Annotated in this window: 25 protein-coding genes; 18 read left to right on the top strand and 7 right to left on the bottom strand. The window is 69.2% G+C overall.

What is annotated here, in order from left to right; genetic code table 11:
• Positions 1-7: 7 nt before the first annotated feature.
• Both AB0M88_RS20130 and AB0M88_RS20125 read right to left on the bottom strand, forming a co-directional pair.
• Entirely contained in the window at positions 8-262 is a 255-nt protein-coding gene (locus AB0M88_RS20130) for a CBS domain-containing protein (protein WP_364103973.1), read from the bottom strand.
• A gap of 261 nt (positions 263-523) precedes the next feature.
• On the bottom strand, positions 524-958 hold the full coding sequence (locus AB0M88_RS20125; RefSeq protein ID WP_364103970.1) for a BON domain-containing protein: 435 nt from the start codon (positions 956-958) through the stop codon (positions 524-526).
• A gap of 605 nt (positions 959-1,563) precedes the next feature.
• Here AB0M88_RS20125 and AB0M88_RS20120 point away from each other — a divergent pair.
• The 3 genes from AB0M88_RS20120 (at position 1,564) to AB0M88_RS20110 (ending at position 4,733) form a co-directional block, all read left to right on the top strand.
• Complete coding sequence (locus AB0M88_RS20120) at positions 1,564-2,436, top strand: universal stress protein (protein ID WP_364103967.1); 873 nt, start codon at positions 1,564-1,566, stop codon at positions 2,434-2,436.
• Between the two features lie 67 nt (positions 2,437-2,503).
• Positions 2,504-2,749 carry a hypothetical protein gene (locus AB0M88_RS20115; protein ID WP_364103964.1) on the top strand — a complete coding sequence of 82 codons (246 nt, stop codon included), beginning with the start codon at positions 2,504-2,506 and terminating at the stop codon, positions 2,747-2,749.
• 739 nt (positions 2,750-3,488) lie between these two features.
• Positions 3,489-4,733, top strand: coding sequence for a helix-turn-helix domain-containing protein (locus AB0M88_RS20110; protein WP_364103961.1), 1,245 nt, complete (start codon positions 3,489-3,491; stop codon positions 4,731-4,733).
• 223 nt (positions 4,734-4,956) lie between these two features.
• Here the strand turns inward: AB0M88_RS20110 and AB0M88_RS20105 are convergent, their stop codons facing one another.
• The gene (locus AB0M88_RS20105; RefSeq protein WP_364103959.1) at positions 4,957-5,235 is read right to left on the bottom strand and encodes a respiratory nitrate reductase subunit gamma; all 279 of its coding nucleotides are present in this window, start codon (positions 5,233-5,235) and stop codon (positions 4,957-4,959) included.
• Between the two features lie 122 nt (positions 5,236-5,357).
• Positions 5,358-5,963 (bottom strand): TetR/AcrR family transcriptional regulator, encoded by a 606-nt coding sequence (locus tag AB0M88_RS20100; protein ID WP_364103956.1) that lies wholly within the window; start codon positions 5,961-5,963, stop codon positions 5,358-5,360.
• A gap of 108 nt (positions 5,964-6,071) precedes the next feature.
• Between AB0M88_RS20100 and AB0M88_RS20095 the strand changes: the two genes are divergently transcribed.
• The 14 genes from AB0M88_RS20095 to AB0M88_RS20030 all read left to right on the top strand — a co-directional run bounded on the left by AB0M88_RS20095 (position 6,072) and on the right by AB0M88_RS20030 (position 18,552).
• Positions 6,072-6,935 (top strand): NmrA/HSCARG family protein, encoded by an 864-nt coding sequence (locus tag AB0M88_RS20095; protein WP_364103954.1) that lies wholly within the window; start codon positions 6,072-6,074, stop codon positions 6,933-6,935.
• Positions 6,936-6,996: 61 nt separating this feature from the next.
• Positions 6,997-7,911 (top strand): zinc-binding dehydrogenase, encoded by a 915-nt coding sequence (locus tag AB0M88_RS20090; RefSeq protein ID WP_364103951.1) that lies wholly within the window; start codon positions 6,997-6,999, stop codon positions 7,909-7,911.
• A 149-nt stretch (positions 7,912-8,060) separates the two neighbouring features.
• The gene (locus AB0M88_RS20085) at positions 8,061-8,510 is read left to right on the top strand and encodes a winged helix DNA-binding protein (protein WP_364103948.1); all 450 of its coding nucleotides are present in this window, start codon (positions 8,061-8,063) and stop codon (positions 8,508-8,510) included.
• A 24-nt stretch (positions 8,511-8,534) separates the two neighbouring features.
• Positions 8,535-9,917, top strand: a complete 1,383-nt coding sequence (locus AB0M88_RS20080) for an MFS transporter (protein ID WP_364103945.1) — start codon at positions 8,535-8,537, stop codon at positions 9,915-9,917.
• Between the two features lie 10 nt (positions 9,918-9,927).
• Positions 9,928-11,067 (top strand): Xaa-Pro peptidase family protein, encoded by a 1,140-nt coding sequence (locus AB0M88_RS20075; protein ID WP_364103942.1) that lies wholly within the window; start codon positions 9,928-9,930, stop codon positions 11,065-11,067.
• Entirely contained in the window at positions 11,064-11,963 is a 900-nt protein-coding gene (locus AB0M88_RS20070; protein ID WP_364103939.1) for a hypothetical protein, read from the top strand. The genes AB0M88_RS20075 and AB0M88_RS20070 overlap by 4 nt, the downstream gene beginning before the upstream one ends.
• Positions 11,960-13,039, top strand: coding sequence for an ornithine cyclodeaminase family protein (locus AB0M88_RS20065; protein WP_364103936.1), 1,080 nt, complete (start codon positions 11,960-11,962; stop codon positions 13,037-13,039). The genes AB0M88_RS20070 and AB0M88_RS20065 overlap by 4 nt, the downstream gene beginning before the upstream one ends.
• Positions 13,036-13,521, top strand: a complete 486-nt coding sequence (gene leuD, locus AB0M88_RS20060) for a 3-isopropylmalate dehydratase small subunit (RefSeq protein WP_364103933.1) — start codon at positions 13,036-13,038, stop codon at positions 13,519-13,521. Before AB0M88_RS20065 ends, leuD begins: the two co-directional genes overlap by 4 nt.
• The gene (locus AB0M88_RS20055) at positions 13,518-14,783 is read left to right on the top strand and encodes an aconitase/3-isopropylmalate dehydratase large subunit family protein (protein ID WP_364103929.1); all 1,266 of its coding nucleotides are present in this window, start codon (positions 13,518-13,520) and stop codon (positions 14,781-14,783) included. Before leuD ends, AB0M88_RS20055 begins: the two co-directional genes overlap by 4 nt.
• A gap of 2 nt (positions 14,784-14,785) precedes the next feature.
• The gene (locus AB0M88_RS20050; protein WP_364103995.1) at positions 14,786-16,024 is read left to right on the top strand and encodes an aconitase family protein; all 1,239 of its coding nucleotides are present in this window, start codon (positions 14,786-14,788) and stop codon (positions 16,022-16,024) included.
• Entirely contained in the window at positions 16,021-16,527 is a 507-nt protein-coding gene (locus AB0M88_RS20045; protein ID WP_364103926.1) for a 3-isopropylmalate dehydratase, read from the top strand. The genes AB0M88_RS20050 and AB0M88_RS20045 overlap by 4 nt, the downstream gene beginning before the upstream one ends.
• Positions 16,524-17,525 carry an aromatic ring-hydroxylating dioxygenase subunit alpha gene (locus AB0M88_RS20040; protein ID WP_364103923.1) on the top strand — a complete coding sequence of 334 codons (1,002 nt, stop codon included), beginning with the start codon at positions 16,524-16,526 and terminating at the stop codon, positions 17,523-17,525. The genes AB0M88_RS20045 and AB0M88_RS20040 overlap by 4 nt, the downstream gene beginning before the upstream one ends.
• Positions 17,522-17,665, top strand: a complete 144-nt coding sequence (locus AB0M88_RS20035) for a hypothetical protein (RefSeq protein WP_364103920.1) — start codon at positions 17,522-17,524, stop codon at positions 17,663-17,665. The genes AB0M88_RS20040 and AB0M88_RS20035 overlap by 4 nt, the downstream gene beginning before the upstream one ends.
• Positions 17,665-18,552: a PDR/VanB family oxidoreductase gene (locus AB0M88_RS20030; RefSeq protein WP_364103917.1), complete on the top strand. Its 888-nt coding sequence runs from the start codon at positions 17,665-17,667 to the stop codon at positions 18,550-18,552. The genes AB0M88_RS20035 and AB0M88_RS20030 overlap by 1 nt, the downstream gene beginning before the upstream one ends.
• Positions 18,553-18,952: 400 nt before the next feature.
• Here AB0M88_RS20030 and AB0M88_RS20025 read toward each other — a convergent pair whose 3' ends face one another.
• From AB0M88_RS20025 to AB0M88_RS20015, 3 genes are all read right to left on the bottom strand, one after another.
• The gene (locus AB0M88_RS20025) at positions 18,953-21,058 is read right to left on the bottom strand and encodes a M14 family zinc carboxypeptidase (RefSeq protein WP_364103914.1); all 2,106 of its coding nucleotides are present in this window, start codon (positions 21,056-21,058) and stop codon (positions 18,953-18,955) included.
• 170 nt (positions 21,059-21,228) lie between these two features.
• Entirely contained in the window at positions 21,229-21,678 is a 450-nt protein-coding gene (locus AB0M88_RS20020) for a recombinase family protein (protein WP_364103992.1), read from the bottom strand.
• A 238-nt stretch (positions 21,679-21,916) separates the two neighbouring features.
• Positions 21,917-22,486 carry a TetR/AcrR family transcriptional regulator gene (locus tag AB0M88_RS20015; protein WP_364103911.1) on the bottom strand — a complete coding sequence of 190 codons (570 nt, stop codon included), beginning with the start codon at positions 22,484-22,486 and terminating at the stop codon, positions 21,917-21,919.
• 153 nt (positions 22,487-22,639) lie between these two features.
• On the opposite strand from AB0M88_RS20015, the gene AB0M88_RS20010 reads away from it, so the two are divergent.
• Positions 22,640-23,800, top strand: a complete 1,161-nt coding sequence (locus tag AB0M88_RS20010) for an epoxide hydrolase family protein (RefSeq protein WP_364103908.1) — start codon at positions 22,640-22,642, stop codon at positions 23,798-23,800.
• Positions 23,801-23,993: the final 193 nt, after the last annotated feature.

The following is a 23,993-nucleotide window of genomic DNA, read 5'->3' as shown; positions in this document are numbered from 1 at the left end:
CGGCCGACTACGCGGTGAATGCCGGCGTCGCCACCGGCCGTCGCCACGGCACGCGAGAGCGCCGGTCCGGTCCTCGTACCCGGATGCTGTTCAGCACGTCGGTACGGGTGATGATGCCCAGCACAGTGTCGTTGGCGTCAGCGACGGCCAGGGCGCTCACGTCGTACGTCGTCATGGTCGTGATGACCTCGGCGGGCGGCGTGTCGTAGTCCACGGTGAGGACCTCGGGGGTCATGACTTCTCGGACCGTCCATTGCTGCATCTCTCCTCCTTTTCGGCGCCTGCGGCGCCTGAATCAGCTGGCCGGCTCCGGTCGATGAAGCGGCGCATCGGCGGTTGCCGTGTCCTTGCAGTACGGGGAACGCTGGGCCGGTGCCGGTCCACAGCCGGCTGTCAGCTGTCGTCTCGACCATGTCGGCAGCCGGTGACGGCGCTCGCCGACCGGGCCACGAGATGGCCGGCGACGCCGGGACGACCGGCGGCGGCGCGTCAGACGCGGTACGCCGGTGCCCGGCCGCGGGCGTCACACCGCTGACCCGGCTGGTCGCCTCGGGCCGAACGGGTCGGCGCTGAACGGGTGGGTGCGGCCGACGCGCGAGCGGGTCAGGGAACTGTCGTCGAAGTCGTAGCGGATACGGTCGACGACCGTCACCGCACCCGGCACCTCTCCGGCCAGGCGGGCCGCGATGGCTGCCGTGCTGCGCCGGCCCACGGCTCCGGTGAGGGTCACCACTCCGCCATGGACGTGGACCTGCACCTGGACCGGGTCGATCCACAAGACCCGCCGCACGTGCTCGATGACGTCGTCGCGGATAGCGGCGTCCGGCCGTGCCATCGGGCGCGGCACGGCGCTGATGCGGTGGCTGGCGAGCAGGTCGGCGACGTCTCCGATCGGGGTGTCGACGGTCGCGGTGACCACCTCCGAGGTCATCACGTCACGAACCAGCCATTGCGGCATGGCCGAACACCTCCAAAGTGGGGACGATTGCGTCTGTCTCCAACCATCACCGAATCAGCCCGCCACCGTCAGGCCTGGTCACGGCCATCTCCGGCCGGTCTGATTGCCGACCACCGGCAAACTGCGAGGCAGTGATGCGGATCGGGTCAGCGTTCAACAGTGCCAGTGCGATGGTGGCGAGGCTGATTGCCCCGGCGGGCGCCGGCAGCCCCCGCCACCTCCCTGTCCGGACACCAGCTTCGTCCGGATGCTGGCGACAAGGCAGGTGGAGGCGCACCAATCGGGGACCGCATGGTTGCCGGTGACCGGCAACTCGGGGCCGCTTACGTGTCCATCGTCAGCACTGTCCGCCCACCGCAAGCGAACTCATAGTGGAGAAGACGGCGGCGCCGTAGACCGACATCACGACTCGACAACTGAGTGGCCCTGATCGCGGCCACGTCGGCAGGTCGGACGCACGCCAAGGGGCAGTTACAACACGACGGCAACGTGGGCTCCAAGCCCGCCGGGGAGGGAATCGTCATGCGTTCCTGGGCGCGACTACCAGCATCACCACGGGCGCCGGAGCCGACGGCCGGCACTGATGCAGCAACGGAGGTCTCGAGATGACCGCGCCCGTGGTGGTCGGCTTCGACGGTTCGGCGACGGCTCGGTCCGCCGTTCGGTACGGTGCCCGGGAGGCGCTGCGACAAGGCTGCGGTCTGCGCATCGTCCATGCTTTCGGCTGGCCGGTGATGCTTCCTCCGTTTCACGCCTCGTACGATCAACACGATCAAGGGCCAAGGGCCGCGATGCTGGACCTGTTGACCCAGGCCGCACGCGCGGTCCGGGCTGATCACCCGCATTTGTCGGTAACCACGCGCCTGGTCGACGGGTCGCCCGGGGCGGTACTGGTGGAAGCCTCACACGATGCTCAGTCGCTCGTCGTTGGTCACCGCGGCATGGGCGGGTTCGCCGGTCTCCTGGTGGGCTCGGTGGCACCCCAGGTCGCCGGGCATGCTCGCTGCCCGGTCGTGGTCGTGCGCGGGGAATGCCCGCCTGACGGCGCGCCGGTCGTGCTCGGCACCGACGGTTCGCTTGGGGCCAACCGGGCGGCAGAGGCCGCCTTCGCGCAAGCACACCTGCGCGACGTCGAGTTGATCCTGGCGCATCATCAGCCGGCCCGGCGAGGCTCGGGCGATACGTTCGCTGTCGGCAACCCGGGGTTCTGGGCCACGGTGGGTGATCACGCGGCGGGCGGGCTCGGCGTCGGCGCCCGTTACCCGGACGTCAAGTACCGCACCGAGGTCGTGCCGGGAGATTCAGTCGCGTCCGCGTTGATCGGCTTCGCTGACGACACCTCGGCTGGCCTGCTGGTCGTGGGCTCCCGGGGCCGCGGAGGATTTCGTGGGCTGGTGATGGGCTCAACGTCGCGAAGCCTGATCGAGCACGCCCCGTGCCCGGTGATGGTGGTCCCCGCGGTCCACGACGTCCGTTAGACGTCCGGCGCGGCGAGCCGCTGGGACGCAGCCGCGCCGCGCCTGGGCACAGATCGGTTGCTGGAACGTGGGCAATGCCGTGGTGATCGGCGCAACCCTGGCCGGCGACCCGCTGGCAGTCGATCTCGGCTCGCTCCTGCTGGTCATCGCCTTGGCGATCGCGTGGCGCGCCGCCCGACCGGATACGGGCACGGGCGGCGCGCCAGCCGGCGGGCTGTCAGGGCTGATCGACGTCGCCTACCGGGCGCTCCTACTCGTCTTGGCGGTGAGCATCCCGGTCGGCATGGCGCTGTCACAGATGCGCCGCTCCTGACACGACGCCCGGGAACTACAAGAGGACCGGTCACCTCGTTCGTTTGAGGGCCGCCCGGTTGGACCGGCGCCTGCCGATTCACCTTTCCGGTCCAGTGACGGCATCACCAATTGGCCGGAGGGTCGCTGGCCGGGAACGATTGCCTGCCCCACTCGTCGACGATGTCGCCGGCAAAGGCACCGAGGTCGTCGTAGGCGTCCGGCGGATCCCCGGGCACATGGGTACTCCGGTCACGCGAGTCAACGATCGCGCGCTGGTGTTCGCCGTCCGGACCCGGGATCGGCGACGCGGGCGGACCCGCCGCAGGTCTGATCATTGCGGTGCCGCGAATCTGGTCGTGGTCCGCTCGTGGCGGGAGGTCTTTCGGCGGACGGGCCACCCGTCATCTCCGTGGCGGTGGTCCGCGGCCTGTGCACCAGCCGCCGGCGCCGGGTGGGGCGGCGGCTGGAACGTTCGCAACCACATGACTTCTCCTCCTTCCGGTCGCATCTCCTTCGGCGTCACGAGTTGGTGAGCCGACCTTCATCGTCGCCTCACCCGGCCTGATCGCAGCAGAGCCTCGGCACACAGACACGGCGGGTCTAGACTGCCGACTGTCGGCAACACGGCTGAGGCAGGTTGTGACGTCGCAGGGCACCCCCACATGGCCATGGATCGATTCCGAGCCGACTGGTTGCCGCGGTCCTTGTCAGGGACACCGCACAGGATTGCCCTCGCGGCTCGAGGAGGCGAGGCAGAGGTGACCGACACCAGTCGGCGGCGCCGCAGCCGCCGGCCCGCGACACCGAGCCCCGAAGATGCCTGGCTGGTCGACGTCGCCGAAGGGGCCAGCCGCGAGGCCGGCGGGATCCCGGTCGAGTTGCTCGGAGACTACCTGCCGCTGCTTGCCGACGCGGCCATCCATGGTCGCCGGGCCAAGCGTGGTGAGCTGGACGCGGTCGGTCTGCTCGGCCGTCGCGCCGCCGAGCAGGGCATCTCCGCGGGACGAGTGGTGCAGCTGTATCTGTCCGCCGCGCGGCGGCTCTGGCAGGACCTGCCGAAGGTGGTGCTCTCCCGCGACCGTGAAGCGGTACGCGCCGCCGCGACTGCCGTTCTGCAGGTCGTCGACGACGCGGTCGCGACGCTCGCCGAAGGCTACGCGGTGGCTCGCCGCGATCTGGTCCGCCGGGAGGAGGCGCTGCGCCGGGAGCTGATCGACGATCTGCTTCGCGGCGACTCCGACCTCGGCACCCTCGTCGAACGCGCCGAACCGTTCGGTCTCGACCTCGCCAGGGTTCACCAGGTGGCGTTGGCCGCGCCGAGCAGGCGGCTACCGGACGCCGATGCGGCGATCAGCGCCCTGGAGGCGGTCATATTCGACCGGCTCGGCGATCGAGACGTCTTGGTCGCGACCAAGGACGGCTTGCTGGTCGTGCTGGCACCGGCTGACGCGGCAGCAGCGGGCCGGCAGCCGCCCGGGCTGAACGCGAGCAACGAACTCGGCCGGCTCATGCACCGCGAACTGAGCCGGCTCCCCCGCGGCCGGCCCTGGCGGGTAGCCGTCGGCCGGGCCCACCCCGGCCTGTACGGCATCGCCCGGTCCTACGAGGAGGCCCGCGAGGCGATCACCATGGCGGCCCGGCTACACACGGACACCCCCGTCATCAACGCCCACGACCTACTCATCTACCGGGTTCTGCTGCGCGACCAACCTGCCATCGTGGACCTGGTACAGGCCGTACTCAGCCCACTCACCCAGGCACGCTTCGGCGCCGAACCACTGCTCGACACCCTGGACGCCTATTTCGCCACCGGTGAGGTGGCCACGGAATCGGCGAAACGACTGCACGTGTCGGTACGCACCGTCACCTACCGTCTGGACCGGGTCAAGAGACTGACCGGCTACGACCCGGCCGACCCCGCCCATCGCTTCACGCTGCAGGCGGCGGTGCTCGGCGCCAAGGTCCTCAACTGGCCGCAGGAGCCGCTACCCGCCTCCGCCTGACCGCGCTCAACGTCGCGCACAACCGGAGTCCGGCACATGTGCCGACACCAAACGACGACGCGCCGATCGTTGCACACCGCCCGGCCCGGCTCGACCTTGAGCCCGGCTCTCCCCCGAGGATGCGCAGGTCGTTGCCGCAGACGGTCACCGCTTCGAGGCCGTGAGTCCGTGTCCGGCCTGACGAGGAGGTCTGCGCCGGTCGAGTCGCGATCGAGGTAAAGGATCAGCCGACCCGTTCCCAGCCGCGGCGCGCCGGGCGAGAACCGAGCTGTACGTCGCGGCTGCGGTAGACGATGTAGGGGCGGGTGAGGTAGCCCGGCGGTGCGGAGAAGACGAGCACGAGCCGGCTGAACGGCGGCCGTCCAGGGCAAGCCCAGCCCTGGCGGTGAGGCTGGTCGCGGGGCGGAAATGCTGCTGACCAGCAACCGACCCGCTGCCCTTCGGGTCGGCACGCGATAGCCGGCGACAAGTTCGGTGCTGCCCTCCTGGGTGAGCCAGACATCACGACAAACGGGCTCGATACGTGCATGCCGTTTGGCCGAGAAGATGGCGGTCGGAGGTACGACGTCTTCACCCGCGTCGCGAAACTCGCTGGATCGTCGTTCGTAACGCTGGTGGGTCGGTTCATGGCCGGTCCGAGCGATCACCGCCAGCGGCCGTCGGGTGCCGCACAAAACCATGCGCCGCCACATCGAGCAGGCGGGCCATCCGGTCGGACAGTCCGCCATCCTGCTGCACCGCCCAGACCGAGCCGATGATGATCGCGATCATCTCGTACACCGTGATATCGGTGCGCACCTGCCCGGCGTCCTGCGCGCGGCGTAGCAGCCGTTCGCCGGAGGCACGCATGGCGGCACAGGAGGCATGTAGTTCGGAGTTCTCGTCGGCCAAGGCCACCATGATCGAATGCGGCAGACCCTGATACGTACGCGCGCCGACAGCCAGGTCGTTGAGCCACGTCAGCAACGCTTCGAGTGGTGCGATCGACGGTGATTCGAGTAGCTGTTCGGCGCGCTCGCGCAACGTGTCGAAGTTGGTGTCGAGGATCGCTTCCAGGAGTGCTTCCCGCGTAGGGAAGTGCCGGTAGAGCGTGCCGATACCGACTTTCGTGCGCCGGGCGATGTCGCGCAAGGACGCCTCGGTGCCGTAGCTGGCGAACGCGTCCCGGGCCGCGGCCAGAAGCCGTTCCCGGGTATGCCGTGCGTCGGTCCGGGCTGTGGTCTCGGCCACTTGGTCTCCTGACGGTTGACGAGCGGAGCGGTGCTCCGTACCGTTTCGACGAAGGCTGGCGGAGCACTGCTCCGCCAGATTTGACCAGCGTACCGAAGGAATACAGACATGGCCACGACAGACCGGCCCATCCTTGTCACGGGAGCCACCGGGCAACAGGGCGGGGCCACGGCCCGGCACCTTCTCGCCGACGGCTGGCACGTACGGGCGTTGGTCCGGGATCCGCGCGGTGCGGCGGCCACCCGCCTAGCCCACGCTGGCGCCGATTTGGTGGTCGCAGACCTGGACGACCGGGACAGCATCGACGCCGCCGTCCGCGGCGCACACGGTGTGTTCAGTGTCCAGCCCGCCCTCATCCCCCCTGACTTCGCCCAGAACGAGTGGCAACGCGGGCGGAACGTCGCCGACGCCGCGTTGGGCGCAGGTGTCCGGCATCTCGTCTATGCCTCGGTGGCCAGCGCCGACCGGGCCACCGGCATCGCCCATTGGGAAGTGAAGTCGAGAATCGAGCAGTACATCCGGGCCCATGACATACCGGCTACGGTCCTGCGCCCGGTCGCATTTATGGAGAATTTCGCCGACCCGACCTACGGCGTCTACGGCGAGATTCCACTTCTCCCTACGCTTCCAGCCGACGAGACCGTCCAGCTCATCGCCCTCGACGACATCGGCGCGTTCGCCGCAATGGCTTTCGCCAACCCGGACCGTTTCCTCGGCGAGGCGCTCGAACTCGCCGGGGACGAACTGACGGTGGATCAGATCAGATCGGTGATCGGACAGGCGACAGGGCGGGACATCCCCGTGGCAGCCCCCGCCAGTAGGTCCGCAGAAATGACGTCGTTTTCTGGTTGGCAGGCCGACATCGCCGCACTGCGAGCGCTGCATCCCGGGTTGCTGGATCTCGACGCCTGGCTGCTGAGAGCAGGAAACGTATTGCTCGAAGAGCACTTTCAGCGCGCCGGCCAGCGCTGACGAATTCGTCCGACGGCCGCTGCACACGACCCAGGGAATCACACAGGAACGGATTACAGCTATGCGAGCAGTTGTCGTCGCCCTTGCGGACGCTGGCGACGAGGTGGAGCTGGTGGATATCCCGGACCCACGGCCCACCTTCGGTCAGATACGTATCAGGATGGTCGGCGCCGCAATCAATATGGCCGATCTCCATATCATCGACGGTTCGCCTGGCAATATCGATGTGGAAGACTCCTCGCGCCGCCAAGGTTTGGGCCTGGACGTGGCGGGTGTCGTCGACATGGTGGGGCCTGGCGTTCGCGATATCGCCATCGGCACACCCGTCGCGGCGCTCCACTTCCCGCACGCAATGCATGCCGCCGCAGGTACGGCAGCCGAATACGTGATCGTCCCGGCGGCCGACGCGGCGCCGGTTCCGGACGAGGTCGATCTGCTGGACGCGGCCACGGTGCCGCTCAACTCGCTGACCGCCGCGCAACTCCTCGTCCTGCTCGGCCCGGCCCGGGGGCGGCGGCTACTCGTCACCGGCGCCGCCGGCGGCGTCGGCGGCTACGCCGTGGCGCTCGCTGCGCGCGCAGGCTGGACCGTCACAGGGCTTGCCCGGGCGACAGACCGTGATTTCCTGACCAGAGCCGGGGCCACAGAGGTCATCACGGTTCTCGATCCGGCGAGTGGCTTCGACGCGGTGCTGGACACCGCCCTGCTGAACGCAACAGCCCTGCAGGCGGTCCGCGATCACGGGGCCTATGTGGGGGTTTTCCCGGGTTTCGAACCCTCCCCGGAGCGTGGCATCAACGTGACCTCGGCGGTGGTATCTCCCGACGGTGACCTGTTGAGGGAGATGCTCGGGCTGACCGCGCGGGGAGTCCTGGAACCGCGTCGGACCGGCACGCTGCCCCTGGCCGAGGCCGCGTCCGCGTACCGCGCTTTCCGAGCCGGCGGACAACGTGGCCGCTGGGTACTCACGAGCTGACGACGGTGTGTACCTGGTGTTGAAGCCCGTAGTAAGGCTCTGAGCGGGGGATACCTGGTCTTCACAAGCAGGCGATGACGGCGTAACGTCGCTGACACAACATTTCGGGTACCGGAATTTACGGTTACCGGAGAGTGGGGGCACCGAACATGGCGGCGGATCCGGATCGTACGCAGCTGGGCGACGTGCTCATGGCGCTCGGCGGCCGCCTCACCCGTCTGCAGACCGAGCTGCTCGCTTCGCTCGATCCGGCCCTGACCATCCGGCAGTACCGCATCCTGTCTCGCGTCGGTGCCGGTCACACCTCGCTGACCGAGCTGTGCCGGCTGGCCCACCGCGGGCCGTCCACGATGTCCGAGAGCGTCGACAAACTCGTCCGCCAGGGCTTCCTCACGAGGGGAACCACGGCGACCAACCGCCGCACGATGCGCCTCGCGCTGACCGCGAAGGGCCGGACCGCGCGCGACGCGGCCGACCGGGCACTCGAGAAGTTCACCGCCGGGCTCACCGCCGGCATCGATCCCAGCCTCGTGCCGCCCCTGCTGGCGGCGCTGAACGGGATCTACGAGGACACCCAGAGCCAGCTCGACGAGCGGTAACACGAAATTGGAGGTGGAACGTTCATGTCCTCCGATCTTCTCCACCGGATGGACCGCTCGCGGTTCACCGGACGGCATCTCACCATCTATCTGGCCCTGCTGGTGGGCCACTTTCTCGACGGCTTCGTCATCAACATGACCGGCGCGCTGGTGCCCGGCATGGCGAAGACCTACCACCTCGGCACCGAACAGATCGGCCACTTCAGCTCGTCCCTGTTCGCCGGCATGCTGATCGGGGCCGCGGTCGCCGGCACCGCGGCCGACCGGCTGGGCCGCAAGTTCCTTCTCATCGCGTCGATCGTGGTGTTCGCCGGGTTCTCGTTCGCCGCCGTCTTCGCCGACAGCTTCACCGCGTTGCTGTGGCTGCGGGCTCTGCAGGGTCTCGGCCTGGGCGCCGAGATCGCCGTCGTGCTGCCGTACATCGCCGAGTTCATGCCGTCCCGGCATCGCGGCCCGATGGTCACCATGGCGTCGGCGGCATGGATCCTCGGCCTGCCGGTCGCCGCCGGCATCGGCGCGCTCGTCGTGCCCGGCCACGGCTTCCACACCATGTTCGCGCTCGGCGCGATCGCCGTCCTGGCCGCGGGACTGGTCCTCGTCGCCTGCCCCGAATCGGTGCGCTTTCTCCTCCGCAGCGGTCGTGTCGAACAGGCCCGGCGCGTCGTCGACCGGATCGCCACACCGTCCGCCTCCTTGCACGAGGAGCTGACTGACGACGAGCACGAAGGTGGGCTCGGCAACGTGCGATTCCTGCTCGGCCGGGCGTACGCCCGATATACCGTCTCGATCTGGCTGATGGAACTCTGCGCCGGCGCTTTCCTCTACGGCATGTCGAGCTGGTTGCCGTCCATCTTGGAGAAACGCGGCGTCGCCGAGCTGCGCAGCCTGACCTACACGGCGATCATCACGGCCGCGGCGGTGGTCGGCGCGGTCCTCGCCGGTCAGCTCATCAACCGGATCGGCCGCCGGCTGGTGATGAGCGTGTCGTTCCTCGCGGCCGCGGTGTTCTGCCTGATCTGGGGAGCGACCACGGCCACGGCCGCGGTCATCACCCTCGGTTTCATCGTTCAATTTTTCGGCGCCGGCCTCGGCGGCGCCACGCTTTTCGCGTACGCGAGTGAGCTGTACCCGACCGCGGGACGCGCCACCGGTCTCGGCTGGGCGGCGGCCTGGCAGAAGGCCGGCGGCCTGGTCATGCCGACGCTCGTCGGGTACGTCCTGGCCGCGCACGCCGGCAACTACGTCTTCTTCGTGCTGTTCGCCGTGATCTCGGTGATTGCCGGAGCCTCCGCGATCCTCGCCACCTTCGAGACCCGCGACCGCAGCGTCGAACAGATCACCCGCGACCTGCGCGCCCGGGTCGGGCATCGCACGGCCGTCCCGGGCACCGAACCCATCGTCAACTGAAGGAGGGACCATGCCGATCACTGCGGAGGACCAGGCCGAACTGGCCCTTCGTCACCGCAAGGTGAGCGAAGCGATGGCCGCCGGCGGACTGGACGCGCTCCTCGCGTACGGCCCGGGCTGGCGGCGGGAAAACGTCCGCTACTTGACCGACACCCCAGCCGTAGGCAGCGCCGCTGCGGTGCTGTTCACGCGGCAGGCCGAACCGGTCGCGTTCAGCACCGCCCGGGCCGACCTGGCCCCGGCCGAACGCACCGGCTGGGTCGCGCAGGCGGCGCCCCTGGTGATGGCCGATCCGGCCGAGCTCACCGGGCGGCTGGCCGACCTGCATCCACGACGGCTCGGCATCGCGCACCACGAGCTGGTGCCCGCCCTGCTGATGCGGGCGATCGGAAAAGCCTTACCGGACACCGAAATCACCTCGGCGACGAAGCTGATGGACGGCGTACGCCTGGTCAAGAGCGACTGGGAGCTGGCCCGGATGCGCCGCGCGGCCGAGGTCTGCGCGGCCGGCTGGGAGGCGTTCGTCGAAGTGCTCGAGCCGGGCCTTCCGGAATACCGGATCGTCGCCGAGGTCGAGTCGCGGATCAAGGCGATGGGCGCCGAGGACAACTTCATGCTCATCGCCTCGGGCAAGGACGAGGTGCGGGGCATGACGGCGCCGTCGCCGCGCACGCTCGAGGCCGGTGACATGGTGCGGACCGAGCTGACCCCGCAGCTGGACGGCTACTGGCTGCAGATCTGCCGATCGGCCGTGGTCGGCCCGGCCAGCGAGGTACAGAAGCGGTCGTTCGAGCTGTTCGACGAGGCGGTCGCGGCCGGTATAGCGGCCACGCGGCCCGGCGTCACCGCCCACGATGTCGCCAAGGCACAGAACGACGTCTTCCGCTCCCGGGGCTTCGGCGAGTACTGCACCAGCAAATACACCCGGGTGCGCGGGCACGGGCACGGGCTGCACCTGGACGAGACACCGATCATCGAGGGCAACGAGACCGTGCTGCCGGAGAACGCGGTCTTCATCATCCATCCCAACACCTACACCCCGATCGCCGGCTATCACGTGCTCGGCGACCCCGTGCGGGTCACCGCCGCGGGGTGTGAGGTGCTCATCGGTACGGAACGAAAGCTCTTCGAATCGGGAGGCGTGGCGTGAAACGCGGCCTGGTGGTGCTCGACGCGACGGAGACGCCGCCGGCGGAATGGGATCGCCGGTTGACGGCGGTCCGCGCGGACCTGCGCGCGGCCGGTGTGGACGTGGGCCTGATCTACGGCGACGTGTTCAGCTCGGACGACATCGCCTACCTGACCAACCTCTGCATCTACTGGAACGAGGGCATGCTGGCGATCCCGGCCGACGGGGATCCGGTGGTGCTGACCAAGTTGTCACCTCGGGTGTTTCCGTGGATGCGGCTGACGTCGACGGTCCGTGACATCCGCAGTGGACGGTCGTTCGGCACACTGGTCCACGACTTCCTCGCCGATCGCGGACCGGGCGTCGCCGGGCTGGTTGGCGCCGACCTGTGGCCGGCTGCCGTCGTCGACGAGGTGACCGCCAGCGCTCCTGATTGGACGGTGCGGCCGTTGGGCGCGCTCGTCCGGGCGCACCGGACTCGTCCGTCGGCGACCGAGGAGGCGCTGATCCGTACGGCGGCCGGCCTGATCGCCGAGGCCCTGGCCCGCGCCGACGGCAGCATCGCCGAGCTGGAACGCCGGCTGCGCGGCGTCGGTTTCCTCGACGTCCGCATCACCACCAGCACGGCCGGCGGCTCCACCTCACTTCAGGTTCTCGGTCAGTACCGGACGGTCTGGGCGTACGCGGCCCGCATCCTCGGCCCGGCGCCGAACGGCGGCGTCACCCAGGAACGCTGGATCAACCAGGCCGACCTGGCCACGCTCGGCGAGTTCCGCCCGGCCCCGGACCGCCCGGCCGAGGGCGAGATCGGGGCGGTCCTGGTCGAGACGGTGTTCCCGGACGGCATGCTGATCCGGGCCGACACCGTCCGGATCGGGGCGGGCGGGCCGGAGCTGCTGAGCGTGGTGAGGGCATGAGAATCCTGTCCAACGCCGACGTGCAGCAGGTCCTCACCGCCGAGGACTGCATGGACGCCCTCGAGGCCGCCTACCGGGAGCTGTCCGCCGGCCAGGGCGCGAACCGGCCCCGCAATCACACCTACTTCCCGGTCGAGCACCCCGGTCACCCTGGGTTCAGGTTCCGGTTCAAGTCGCAGGAGGGCGGGACGGTGTCCACCGGGGTGTGGGCGCTGCGCATCACCTCCGACATCGCCGGGGTGGAGACCCTGCCGAGCGGGGTGAAGCGGCGGCGGCTGCTGCCGGTCGCGCCCGGCGGCAAGTACGTCGGCCTGGTCACCCTCTACAGCCTGACCTCGGTCGAGCCCCTGGCCGTCATCCACGACAGCTTCATCCAGAAGATGCGCGTCGGCGCCACCTCCGCGCTCGGCATCCGCGAGCTCGCGAACCCCGACGTCACGGTGGCCGGCATGTTCGGATCGGGCTGGCAGGCCCAGGCGCACCTGGAGTGCCTGCTGATGGTCCGCCCGTCGATCGAGGAGGTGCGGGTCTACAGCCCCACCCGGGAGCACCGGGAGGCGTTCGCCCGCGAGTGGAGTGCCCGCACCGGCCGCAAGATTGTCGGGGTCGGCGAGCGCCGCGACGCGGTGGCCGGCTGCCGGATCGTCACCTGCGCGACCGCGGCCATGGACGCCTGCTTCGACGGCGCGTGGCTGGAACCGGGCACCCACGTCACGGCCATCACCTCACCCGACGGCACGGCCACCCGCCGCGAGCTCGACGACACGACGTTCGACCGCGCCGACCGCATCGTCGTCCTGTCGCGTGAGCAGGTGCACCACGACAAGCAGTTCGACATCCTCGGGCCGGTCGAGCGCGGACGCCTCGCCTGGGACGACATCCGCGAGCTGGGCGAGCTGCTGTCCGGCACGGTCCCGGGGCGTGAAGCCCGCGACGACATCACGGTATTCGCCAACAACACCGGCATGGGCATGCAGTTCGCCGCGGTCGGCGCCCGGGTGCTGCAGCGGGCCGAGGAACGCGGGCTCGGCCACGTCATCGATACCGACTGGTTCCTTGAGGAGACGAGCCCGTGACTGGTGGCACCGTGATCAAGTTCGGCGACAACGTGAACACCGACGTCATCATCCCGGGCCGCTACCTGGTGTCGATCGACCCGGCCGAGCTGGCCGAGCACGCCTTCGAGCCGCTCGGACCTGAAGTTCAAGCCAGGTTGCGAAGCGCCGACGTGGTGGTTGCCGGGCGCAACTTCGGCTGTGGCAGCGCCCGTGAGCAGGCGGCCAGCTGCCTGGTCGGGGCCGGCATCAAGGCGGTGGTGGCGGCCTCGTTCGCCCGGGTGTTCTTTCGCAACGCCATCAACACCGGCCTGATCGCCGTCGAGTGCCCGAAGGCGGTCTCGGTGGTGGCCGACGGCGGGGAGCTGCGGGTCGACTACGAGGCCGGGGTGGTCGAGACCGGGGCGCGGCGGTTCGCGTTTCCCGCCTATCCGCCCGGACTGCGCGCGATCCTCGCCGACGGCGGCCTGATCCCGCACCTCATGAGGGAGGTAGCCCGATGAGCAGAACCTTTGCCCAGAAAGCGATCGAACGCGCGTCCGGCGTCGCCGGCGTGGAGCCGGGCCAGATCGTGGACGCGTACCCCGACCTCTACATGAGCCACACCGCGAGCTGGCGGTGCATCCGCACGCTGGAGAAGATGGGCGTCGACCGGCTGTACGACGTGGACCGGGTTGCCATGGTGATGGACCACATCTCGCCGGCCATGACCGAGAAGACCGCGGCCGACCATGCCCTGTGCCGCGACTTCGCTCGGCGCATGGGCGTCCGGCACTTCTTCGACGTGGACGCCGGCATAGCGCACATCGTGCTGATGGAGCGCGGCCTGATCCGGCCGGGCGAGTTCATCATCGGCACCGACTCGCACTCCACCATCTACGGCGCGCTGGGTGCGTTCGGCACCGGCGTCGGGTTCAGCGAGATCACGGCGGCCTGGGTGACCGGCAAGCTGTGGGTGAAGGTGCCGGAGTCGGTGCGGCTGGAAGTCGACGGGACGCTGCCGGACGGGGTGTACGCCAAGGATGTGATGCTCAAGCTGATCGGCGACCTGGGCGCGGACGGGTTGACGTACGACTCGGTCGAGTTCGGCGGCGACTACACGGCGGGCATCTCGGTGTCCGAGCGGATGACATTCTGCAACCTGGCGATGGAGATGGGGGCCAAGAACGCGTACGTGGCCCCGGACGAGACGACGCTGCGCTATCTGGAGAGCGCGGGCGTGGCCCGGGACGACGTGCATCCGCTGCTCCCGGATGCCGGTGCGGTCTACCGGCGTACGGTCAAGCTGGACGGAGGCGCTCTGGCGCCGCAGATCGCCGTGCCCCATCAGGTGGACAATGTCCGATCGGTGACCGCGGTGGCCGGCACGAGACTCGACCAGGTCTTCATCGGTTCGTGCGCCAACGCCAAGTACGACGACCTCGCCATCGCCGCCGCCGTGCTGGCCGGACGGCATGTGGCACCCGGCGTCCGGCTCGTGGTCACCCCGGCCAGCAGCGCCATCATGGCCCGGGCGGCCGCCGACGGCATCGTCACCACGCTCATCGAGGCCGGCGCCATGATTACCAATCCGGGCTGTGGTGCCTGCGCCGGCAACGGTGGCGCGATGGCCGACGGCGAGGTCACGCTCTCCACCGCCAACCGCAACTTCCAGGGCCGTATGGGCAGCTATCAGTCGAGCATCTACCTGAGCAGCCCGGCCACCGCGGCGGCGTCGGCGATCCGCGGCGTCATCACCGATCCGCGCGAGGTGATGGTTCCGTGAACATGGTCGAGAAGATTCTGGCCCGGGCCAGTGGACGCCCGCTCGTCGAGCCGGGCGAGATCGTCATCGCCACAGTCGACCGGCTGCTGATGCACGACCTCTCGGGTTATCTGACCTCCCAGGTGTACGACAAGCAGGTCAACAAACCGATCCCCGACCCGTCGCGCGTCGTCATGGTCTTCGATCATCATTTCTCCCCGCCTACCGAACAGCAGGCCGAGGTGCTCACTCACAATCGGGAGTGGGCCCGCAAGCACGGCATCACGCTGTACGACTGCGGCAACGGCAACCTGCATCACGCGGCGGTCCGGCACGGCCACGTCAAGCCCGGCATGATCGTGGTCGGCTCCGATAGCCATACCCCCGTTCACGGGACGCTGGGGGCGCTGGCCGTGGCGCTGGGCAACGACTCGCATGCGGGAACCGTGCTGCCGTACGGAAAAGCATGGTTCAAGGTGCCTTTGACGACCCGCGTCGAGCTGTCCGGCGTGGTGGGACCGGGCGTCACGCCTCGCGACGTCGCACTCTGGCTCACCGCGCAGATCGGAGAGGGCGCGATGAACTACCGGGCGCTCGAGTTCGCCGGGCCCTACATCCGGGCCCTTCCGTTCTGGGAACGCTGGCTGTTCCCACTGATCAGCGTGGACCTGGGCGCCAAATGCGGCTACGTCGAGCCCGACGAGACCACGGCCGCCTTCGTGTCCGCGTTGCCGGGTCCTTCGACCCAGCCGGTCACCAGCGATCCGGGCGACGCCGCCGAGGTGCTGCGGTTCGACGTCGGATCCGTTTCCCCGTCGGTGGCTTGTCCTCCGACGGTCGGTAACGTGAAATCCGTCGGCGAGATGGCGGGCCGCCCGATCCAGTGGGCCGAGCTGGGCGGGCACGGCGGCGGCCGGCTCGAGGACATCGCGGCCGCGGCGGCCGTGCTCACCGGACGGCACGTTCACCCTGACGTCAGGTTCAACATCGTGCCGTCCAGTCGTGCGGTCTTCAGCGAGGCGTTGCGGGCCGGTCATGTCACGACGCTGCACGAGGCCGGCGCCACCTGGTTCCCGCCCAGCACCGGATCCAACCAGGCGGTCAACATGGGCGCGATGGCGGCCGACGAGGCCATGGTCTCGACCCACGCCCGCAACTTCCCCGGCCGCAACGGCAGCGTCGAGGCCCAGATGTACCTCGCCTCGGCCGAGACCGTGGCCGCCTCCGCTCTCGCCGGCGTCATCGAGGGGAGGGCACGGTGATTTACGAGGGCCGCTGCTGGGTGTTCGGTGCCAACATCCCGACCGACGCCCTGGTCAAGTCCCGCTATGTCTTCGAGGGCATGGACGTCATCGCCCGGCACGTCCTGGAGGATCAGAACCCGTCGTTCCCGGTCGAGGTCCGGCCGGGCGACGTCGTGGTCGCCGGCAACCACTTCGGACAGTCGTCCGGCCGGGCCATCGCCACCAAGGCCCTGGCCGCCACCGGCATCGGCTGCGTGGTCGCCGACTCGTTCGCCCGCACGTTCTATCGCAACTGCTTCGAGGTCGGCCTGCCGCCGCTCGAACTCACCGGCGCGACCGGCCTGGTCGCCGACGGCGACCGCGTCCGGGTCGACCTCACCACCGGCACTCTGAGCAACCTGACCACCGGCCGGTCGGCCTCGGGCGCACCGGCCGACCCGTTCCTGCTCGACATGCTGCGCGCCGGCGGCCTGATCAAGCTGGCCGCCGCCCGGCCCGAGCTATTTCTGGAGACGTCATGACCGCTTACGCCCGCAACCAGTGGTACATCGTCGCCTACGGCCGCGAAGTCGGCTCCTCTCTCCTCGGCCGCACCGTCTGCGAGGAGCCGATCGTGCTCTACCGCACCGGCGACGGCCGGGCGGTCGCGCTGGCCGATCGGTGCGTACATCGGCGCTTTCCGCTGTCCGAGAGCCGCATCGACGACAACCGGATCGTCTGTGGTTACCACGGTTTCACGTACGGCCCGGACGGTGCCTGCGTGTCCGTTCCCGGCCAGCAGCGCATCCCGCGGACGGCCCGGGTCTCTTCCTACCCGGTCGTCGAACAGGACTCGTTCATCTGGGTCTACATCGGGGATCCGGCGACCGCGGACCCGGCTGCGATCCCCCGCGCGCCGCAACTCACCGACCCCGGCTGGACCACCGTATCGGGCATGGAGCCACTGGCCGCCCGCTATCAACTGCTGGTCGACAACCTGCTCGACCTGTCCCATGAGACTTACCTGCACGGCGGGTACATCGGCACGCCCGAGGTCGCCGAGACGCCGATCACGACCGAGGTCGACGACGATCGCGGCGTCATCTACGTCAGCCGTCGCATGGCCGACGCCGCCTGCCCGCCGTTCTACGCCAAGTCGACCGGCATCGACGGCCGCATCACCCGCTGGCAGGACATCGAATACCAGCCGCCGTGCCTCTACCGGCTGCACAGCCGGGTCGCTCCAGTCGGCGAGGACGTCTCCGGCTTCCACATGGAGATCGTGTACGGCATCACGCCGTCGACCGCCGGCAGCACGTACGACTTCTGGGCCGTCGCCCGCGACTTCGCCCAGGACGACCCCGCCGTGTCCGACTTCCTGTATGAGAACAACCGCACCGTCGTGCTCCAGGACGTGGCCGCCCTGAACATCCTCGAGCGGGTCCTCGCGGCCGAGCCGGACGGCTACCAGGAGCTGTCGGTCAACATCGACACCGGCGGCCTGGCCGCGCGGCGCCTGCTGGCCCGGATGAGCTCATGACCACCCGTACGGTCTACCGCGTGCACTGGGTACTGGGCACCGACCGCCTGCGCGGGGTCTGCTTCTGCGGCGCCGAGCAGATCAGCGACGACCCGATCGAGCTGTGGGACTGGCTGCTGGCCCACCCCAGCGGACACTGATGGACCTCGTCGTCCACTCCCGCACACCGCTGGCCGCCGGAGTGGTTGGTCTGCGGCTCGTTCATCCGGCCGGCGAGCCGCTGCCCCAGTGGGAACCAGGCGCCCACATCGACCTGCACCTGGCCACCGGTCTGACCCGCTCCTACTCATTGTGCGGGAACCCTGCCGACCTTTGCGGATGGGAGATCGCGGTCTTACGCACGCCGTCCGGGCGCGGCGGCTCGACCTACATCCACGACCGGCTGGTGATCGGCGACAAAATCCGCGTCACCGGTCCCCGCAACCACTTCCCGCTGGTATCCGCCGACCGATACCGGTTCATCGCGGGCGGCATCGGCATCACGCCACTGCTGCCGATGCTGGCCGCCGCCCCGGCGCCCTGGCATCTGACGTACGGTGGCCGCAGCCGCGAGTCGATGGCCTTCCTCGACCGCCTCCCCGCGGCGGCCGACATCCGGGTCGGGCCGATCGACCTCGACCTGGCACTGGGACCGCCGTCTCCCGGCACCGCGATCTACTGCTGCGGCCCGGCGTCGTTGCTGGACGCGGTCGCCGCGCGGTGCGACGACAGCACGCTCCACGTCGAACGCTTCGCCGCCGGCCCGTCCGCCGGTCAGAACACCGAGTTCGAGGTCGAACTCGCCTACGACGGCCGAACCCTCACGATCCCGGCCGACCAGTCGATCCTGTCGGTGCTGGAAGAGGCGGGCGTGCCCGTCATGTCGTCCTGCCGCGAGGGAACGTGCGGCACCTGCGAGACCGAGGTTCTGGGAGGCGTCCCAGACCATCGCGACGCCCTGCTGACGCCCGCCGAGCGGGCCGCCGGTGAGGTCATGTTCATCTGCGTGAGCCGGACCTACACCCCGTCCCTACGGCTCGCGCTCTGAGGAGCACAGCGGCCGCCACCCCCGACGTCCTGCCGCTCAACTGGCCAGTGGCAAGGTCACCCAAGAGCCCTCAGGCGCTGCACGCCAACTCCCGCGAAGCGATCACCGTGTGGGTACCTGTCGTGTTGAGCTCCGGACATTCGTCGGTGATGCGGTTCTGCTCCGGGTCCGAGCCCCCGGAGGCCCCACGTTGCGGTGGCCGCCCTGGGTGCGTCCGTTCCTGGCCGCCTGTCGGCATGGCCCCTGACGGTCTTGGTGGCCTTTGCGAACTGATCGCCGCTCGTGTTCTGCGGCGCGTTGGTGAGGCGAAGCCGCGCCGCTACTTCGTTGTGTCCCTTTGCCGTGGCCGGCGAACCGGCGGGGTGGTCGGTCGACCTGCTCCGCCGGTTCTCGATCAGGCTCAGAAGGCCACGCATTGCCCCGTCTTCGCCCCTATGACCTTGTTGGGGACCTCAAGGTCGATCGGCGCCGGCTCGTTGCCCGTGCAGCTCAGCGTGCTGGCGATGGTGTTACCTGCCAGGTACGGCGCGCCGCGGTCAGTGTTGTCGGCCAGGGTGACCTGGCCCAGCAGCGGCGAGCCGATCAGCGAGACCGGTCCGGCGGTGCGGCTCACCCGTACCGTGCCACGCACCATGGTGTTGCCGAGGAAGACCCCGGCGGCGTTGTCGGTCGTGAGTGGACCGCCGAGCGTCGAGCCGGTGGCGATCAGCGTCCCGCCGGGGCGCACGGTGACCGCGCCGTTGACGGTGGCCGCCGACAGGCAGGCGAACCCGGTGACGGTCAACGGGCCGGGCTGCGGGCCGGTGAGCGCCGGGAACACCCGTTCGCCGCTGACCCACGGCTCGGCGGCCTGCCCGTCCAGGAGCAGCGGGATCAGGCCACGCTCGGGCTGGGCCAGGGGTACGAGGAAGCCGTCGGCGACCTTGACGACCTTCCAGCCGTGATCGGCGATACGCTGGGCGACGGTGGTGCCGATTCCGTCGGGGCCGTCCGTACGCCCGCCGTTGTACTGCTTGTCGGTCAGCTTGTAGGCGCAGGGCGCATTGTCCAGGATCTGGTCCGGGCCCGGCTGGTCCGCGGGCGGCGGCGCCTCCCCCGGGTGCGGCGCGGGATGCGCCGGGATGATCCGGGACCCGCGGAACACGATCCGGCCGGTGTTTCCGGACTGGAACTGGATCGCCGCGCTACGCGCCGTCCGAATGTCGAGCAGCTGGGCGCGGTGGAAGTCCAAGAAGGAATTGAACGTCCAGAGCGCGGAGAACGTTTTGCGTCGGCGGTTGTTCGCCGCGTTCGCCTCGTCGGGACGGGTCGGGCCGCCGGCACTGCGCAGCTCCAACAGCGAGTTGACCGTGTTCTTCAAACCGAGGGTGTTGCGGAGGATGGTCTCCTCGGACAGGCCCACGGCTCCGCCGTTCTGGCAACCGTACGGGCACGGCCACCAGCCGGCCTTGGCACCTTCGACGTACATGTGGTTCTCGATCATGTCGAGCGACTCGTCGAAGATCGACTGGGCGACGTTCTGGTGCCGCGGCGGCAGCATCGGCAGGTCACCGGCCTGATTGTTGCCGAACTCGTGCCCGTCGTAGCCGGCCACCGGGCGGTAGTCGCGCAGCATTCGCACGTACGCCGCGGTTTCCGGCTGCCGAATCAGCGAGTAGTCCCGGTTCAGGTCCTGCCCGGTCGAGTTGCCCCGGCTGTTCGCGGCCCGGCCGTCCCCGTTGATCGATGGGATGATCAGCACGGTGGTGTTGCGGAGCAGGTCCAGCGTCCGCGCGTCGGTGCCGAACGCGAGCTGCCGGGCCATGATCAGACACGCCTCGCGGTCGCTGGGCTCGTTGCCGTGAACGTTGCAATTGATCGCCACCGGTGAGGTTTTGGCGACGGCGGCCGGGGTGGCCGGCGGCGCCGGAAGACCGATGACGAACATGTTGATCGGGCGGCCCTGGACGGTCCGGCCGATCTCGACCACCCGTACCCGGTCGCTCATCCGGTCGACGGCCGCGGTGTAGTCGAATTCATTGACGTCGCTGGTGAATTGCGCGGCCTGGGTGGTCTCCCACTGCGTGCGCAGGTTCTGCCCGGGGATGGCCGGGTCGCCCGACGGCGGGAGCGTGGTGCCGAACACGGGGGTCGAGTAGGGCTGCTCCGCCGTCCCGATCCGGGCGCGCACCCGCCACTCGAACCGCTCGCCGGGGTTGAAGCCGGAGTCCGCGAAGGTCGGCGACCCGTTGTTCACCTGGCGGTTGGGTCGCCAGACACCGACCACGGTGGGAGGCGAGACCGGGGAGTCACTGGCGTCGACGCCGGTGCGCTCGATCTGGTAATCGGTAGCGCCGTCCACCGGCGTCCAGGCCACGGTGGTGAACCCGTCCGCCTGGCTGACCGTGACGTTCGTGACCTGGTTCGGCTCGGCCGCGGCGTGGGCCGGTCGGGTCTGGACGAAGGAGAGGGACGTGGCGATGAGCATGACGGACAATGTGGAGCGGACCGACCGCCGCTTGTTCATGGGACCTCCGATAGAGCTGGCCTGAAAGGTGGGGGCCGATCGCGGCAAGTCTGGTGTGTGCCCGATCGCCACCAGCGTGGCCGCCATCGCTGACACGGCTCTGAAGCGACGCTGAAGCCCCCGGCCAGGGGTCGATCATGGCGAAGAGCGGCGACGAGGGTCTGCGGCCATCACCGGACACAAACCGTTGCGGATGCGGGTGACGGCCGCGCCGTACCCGGAAGCCACCCTGCGACCCTCGCCAACCTGTTGAACGACACCGACACTTCGGTCCGCTGACACGCGACGACCAACACGCGGCAGCAGCCGGCGGCCGTCCGGCCGGTATAGCGGGGATTCACGAACAGCGCCGCCACCGTCCGCCACGTCCACAACGTCTGCTGCCGATGCGGGTTGCGAATCTGGTCGTAAGCTCCCGGTGGCGGTACCCGCCGCTCGTTGAGCATCCGGGCGATCGCCGCCGGACTACGGCCCTCCAACCGGCGAGCGAAGATCCACCGCACATGCGAGGCGGTCACTGGACCGATATCAGGCGCCGCTGCCGCCGGCCCCGTCGAGATCCGGCCGTAGAACGCGAACCGCGTACCGCCCGCCGGCAATGGCCGGACCCGGCCTCGCATCCGCCGTGCACCCGGCGCCTGCAGCCACGCCGTGAGGGCGTCGCCGATCGGGGCGCCGGTACGGCTGGGTGCGGGATCCGGCATCGGCGATCAACTCATTCAGCCAGGAAATGGGCCGCTCATTCAGCGGCAGCACCGGATCGCTCGCGGTGACGCAACCGATCACCCGGGCAACGCTTGGCGTAGTCGATCGATCCCGCACCCGATGGACGGCCACGCCGCGCCGGAGTGTTGCGGGTCAGGGCTGGTCACCCGCGAGATCGATCGCGCGCGTCTCGGGAACCCCCAGCATCAGCAGACTCGTGATTGTCGCTGCTCGGGCGCCTTGCGGGCCGTTCGACCGGAAGCTGTCCGCGATGGCGAACACGGTGCCGTAGGCAACCTGGCTGAGAATCGCTGCCGGCAGGTGCCGTGCGAACACGCCGCTGTCCTGGCCTCGCTTCACGATCTCGGCGAGAAGCTCATCGACCGGCCCCAGCAGACCGTGGATCACGTCGCCGAACTCGCCACGGCGAAGCGCCAGCAGCGCCCGGTAACGATGTGCCACCGGCCAGACGCGCGCGACGATTTGGGCCCACATCGTGTCCGCTTCCGCGGGCGAGGCGTTGACTTCGGCGAACAGGGCGGTCATCTCGGTGACGGCCCGCTCCGTAAGCGTCCTGACCAGGTCGAGGCGCGAGGGGAAATGGCCGTAGACCGTGCGACGGACGACGCCGGCCGCCGAGGCGATATCGCCCATTCCGGCCTCGGGGTTCTCTCCTAGCACGTCGAGGGCGACGTCGAGGATGCGAGCGCGGGTCTCGTTCATCGAGCGCACTCGGGAGGACTCAGCCGGCACGACACCATCGTTGCACAACCATGTGCAACAAATCACGCTGCACACTGGTGTGCAGTGACTTAGGCTGCACACCAGTGTGCAACCGCAGTTGCGCCGCACTCCCAAGCTCAGGAGAAGAAGCTCATGACCGCACCGACGCCGCCGACCGCCGCCCTCCGCCCGTTCACCGTCTCGATCCCGGACTCGGAGGTAGACGACTTGAGGCAGCGACTGGCCAGGACTCGTTGGCCGGATCGGGAAACGGTGGGCGACTGGTCACAAGGGGCTCGCCTGGAGAACACCAAATCGCTGGTCCACTACTGGGAGCACAGCTACGACTGGCGGCGCTTCGAATCCGAGCTCAATCGCTTCCCCCAATTCCTGACCGAGATCGACGGGCTGGACATCCACTTCATCCACGTCAGGTCCAAGAACCCCCACGCGATGCCGCTGGTCCTCACGCACGGATGGCCCGGCTCGATCGTCGAGTTCCTGAAGTTGATCGGCCCGCTGACCGATCCGGTGGCGTACGGAGGTGACGCCGCCGATTCCTTCGACGTCGTCGTCCCGTCGCTTCCCGGCTTCGGGTTCTCCCAGAAGCCCGCGATGACCGGGTGGACCGTGCCGCGCATCGCGCGCGCGTGGGCGGAACTGATGAAGCGTCTCGGCTATCCGAGATGGGCCGCGCAAGGCGGCGATTGGGGTGCCGTCGTCACCACCGCCCTCGGGGCCATGCAGCCTGAGGGGCTCCTCGGAATTCATCTCAACACCCAGTACGCCTTTCCCGCACAGATACCCGAGACGTTGTCGCCCGAAGAGCGCCACGCCGTGGAGACCGTCGCCCTGTACACCGGCGATCTCGGCGGGGCCAACCACCTTCAGGGCACGAAGCCGGAAACGATCGGATTCGCCCTGGCGGACTCGCCCGCCGGTCAGGCCGCCTGGATCTACGACAAGTTGCAGTCCAAGACCGACAACCACGGACTCGCCGAGGACGCACTGAGCATCGACGACATTCTCGACGCGATATCCATCTACTGGTTCACCAACAGCGCAGCGTCGTCCGCCCGCATCTACTGGGAAAACAGATCGAACACCTTCGCCGGCCCTGAACTGACGCTTCCAGTCGCGGTGACCGTCTTCCCGAAGGACATCCCACGCCTGCCACGAACCTGGATCGAAGACACCTACAGCAACCTGATCCACTACGGGGAGGCCGCCAAGGGAGGGCACTTCGCGGCCCTGGAACAGCCCGAGATCCTGGTGAGCGAGATCCGCACCGGCCTGCGCACCCTTCGCTCCTGACACCACCCTGGCCGTCCGGGACCTCGTCAACAGCGTGCGCGCGCACGCCCGCGACGGCAACGCGGTGGCGACGCGCCGACGGCGGTCAGCCGATCGACCTCCGCGTCGATGCCGCCCTCCAGCGTGAAAGTGATAACGGCTCCTCCGTCGGCATGAGCGGAGGTTCCGCGAGTCCGATGCCGCCGAGATGTCG

It is taken from the genome of Actinoplanes sp. NPDC051411 (assembly GCF_040682075.1).
GTDB lineage: Bacteria > Actinomycetota > Actinomycetes > Mycobacteriales > Micromonosporaceae > Actinoplanes.
Note: the sequence above shows the minus strand (reverse complement) of the source record. Positions and strands in the feature narration are given on the sequence as shown.

Coding starts and splice junctions, on each gene's coding strand:
- AB0M88_RS20130 (WP_364103973.1), bottom strand. CDS start 262: ATGCAGCAATGGACGGTCCGAGAAGTCATGACCCCCGAGGTCCTCACC.
- AB0M88_RS20125 (WP_364103970.1), bottom strand. CDS start 958: ATGCCGCAATGGCTGGTTCGTGACGTGATGACCTCGGAGGTGGTCACC.
- AB0M88_RS20120 (WP_364103967.1), top strand. CDS start 1,564: ATGACCGCGCCCGTGGTGGTCGGCTTCGACGGTTCGGCGACGGCTCGG.
- AB0M88_RS20105 (WP_364103959.1), bottom strand. CDS start 5,235: ATGTCTGGCTCACCCAGGAGGGCAGCACCGAACTTGTCGCCGGCTATC.
- AB0M88_RS20095 (WP_364103954.1), top strand. CDS start 6,072: ATGGCCACGACAGACCGGCCCATCCTTGTCACGGGAGCCACCGGGCAA.
- AB0M88_RS20090 (WP_364103951.1), top strand. CDS start 6,997: ATGCGAGCAGTTGTCGTCGCCCTTGCGGACGCTGGCGACGAGGTGGAG.
- AB0M88_RS20085 (WP_364103948.1), top strand. CDS start 8,061: ATGGCGGCGGATCCGGATCGTACGCAGCTGGGCGACGTGCTCATGGCG.
- AB0M88_RS20080 (WP_364103945.1), top strand. CDS start 8,535: ATGTCCTCCGATCTTCTCCACCGGATGGACCGCTCGCGGTTCACCGGA.
- AB0M88_RS20075 (WP_364103942.1), top strand. CDS start 9,928: ATGCCGATCACTGCGGAGGACCAGGCCGAACTGGCCCTTCGTCACCGC.
- AB0M88_RS20065 (WP_364103936.1), top strand. CDS start 11,960: ATGAGAATCCTGTCCAACGCCGACGTGCAGCAGGTCCTCACCGCCGAG.
- AB0M88_RS20055 (WP_364103929.1), top strand. CDS start 13,518: ATGAGCAGAACCTTTGCCCAGAAAGCGATCGAACGCGCGTCCGGCGTC.
- AB0M88_RS20050 (WP_364103995.1), top strand. CDS start 14,786: ATGGTCGAGAAGATTCTGGCCCGGGCCAGTGGACGCCCGCTCGTCGAG.
- AB0M88_RS20040 (WP_364103923.1), top strand. CDS start 16,524: ATGACCGCTTACGCCCGCAACCAGTGGTACATCGTCGCCTACGGCCGC.
- AB0M88_RS20035 (WP_364103920.1), top strand. CDS start 17,522: ATGACCACCCGTACGGTCTACCGCGTGCACTGGGTACTGGGCACCGAC.
- AB0M88_RS20030 (WP_364103917.1), top strand. CDS start 17,665: ATGGACCTCGTCGTCCACTCCCGCACACCGCTGGCCGCCGGAGTGGTT.
- AB0M88_RS20025 (WP_364103914.1), bottom strand. CDS start 21,058: ATGAACAAGCGGCGGTCGGTCCGCTCCACATTGTCCGTCATGCTCATC.
- AB0M88_RS20020 (WP_364103992.1), bottom strand. CDS start 21,678: ATGCGAGGCCGGGTCCGGCCATTGCCGGCGGGCGGTACGCGGTTCGCG.
- AB0M88_RS20015 (WP_364103911.1), bottom strand. CDS start 22,486: ATGAACGAGACCCGCGCTCGCATCCTCGACGTCGCCCTCGACGTGCTA.
- AB0M88_RS20010 (WP_364103908.1), top strand. CDS start 22,640: ATGACCGCACCGACGCCGCCGACCGCCGCCCTCCGCCCGTTCACCGTC.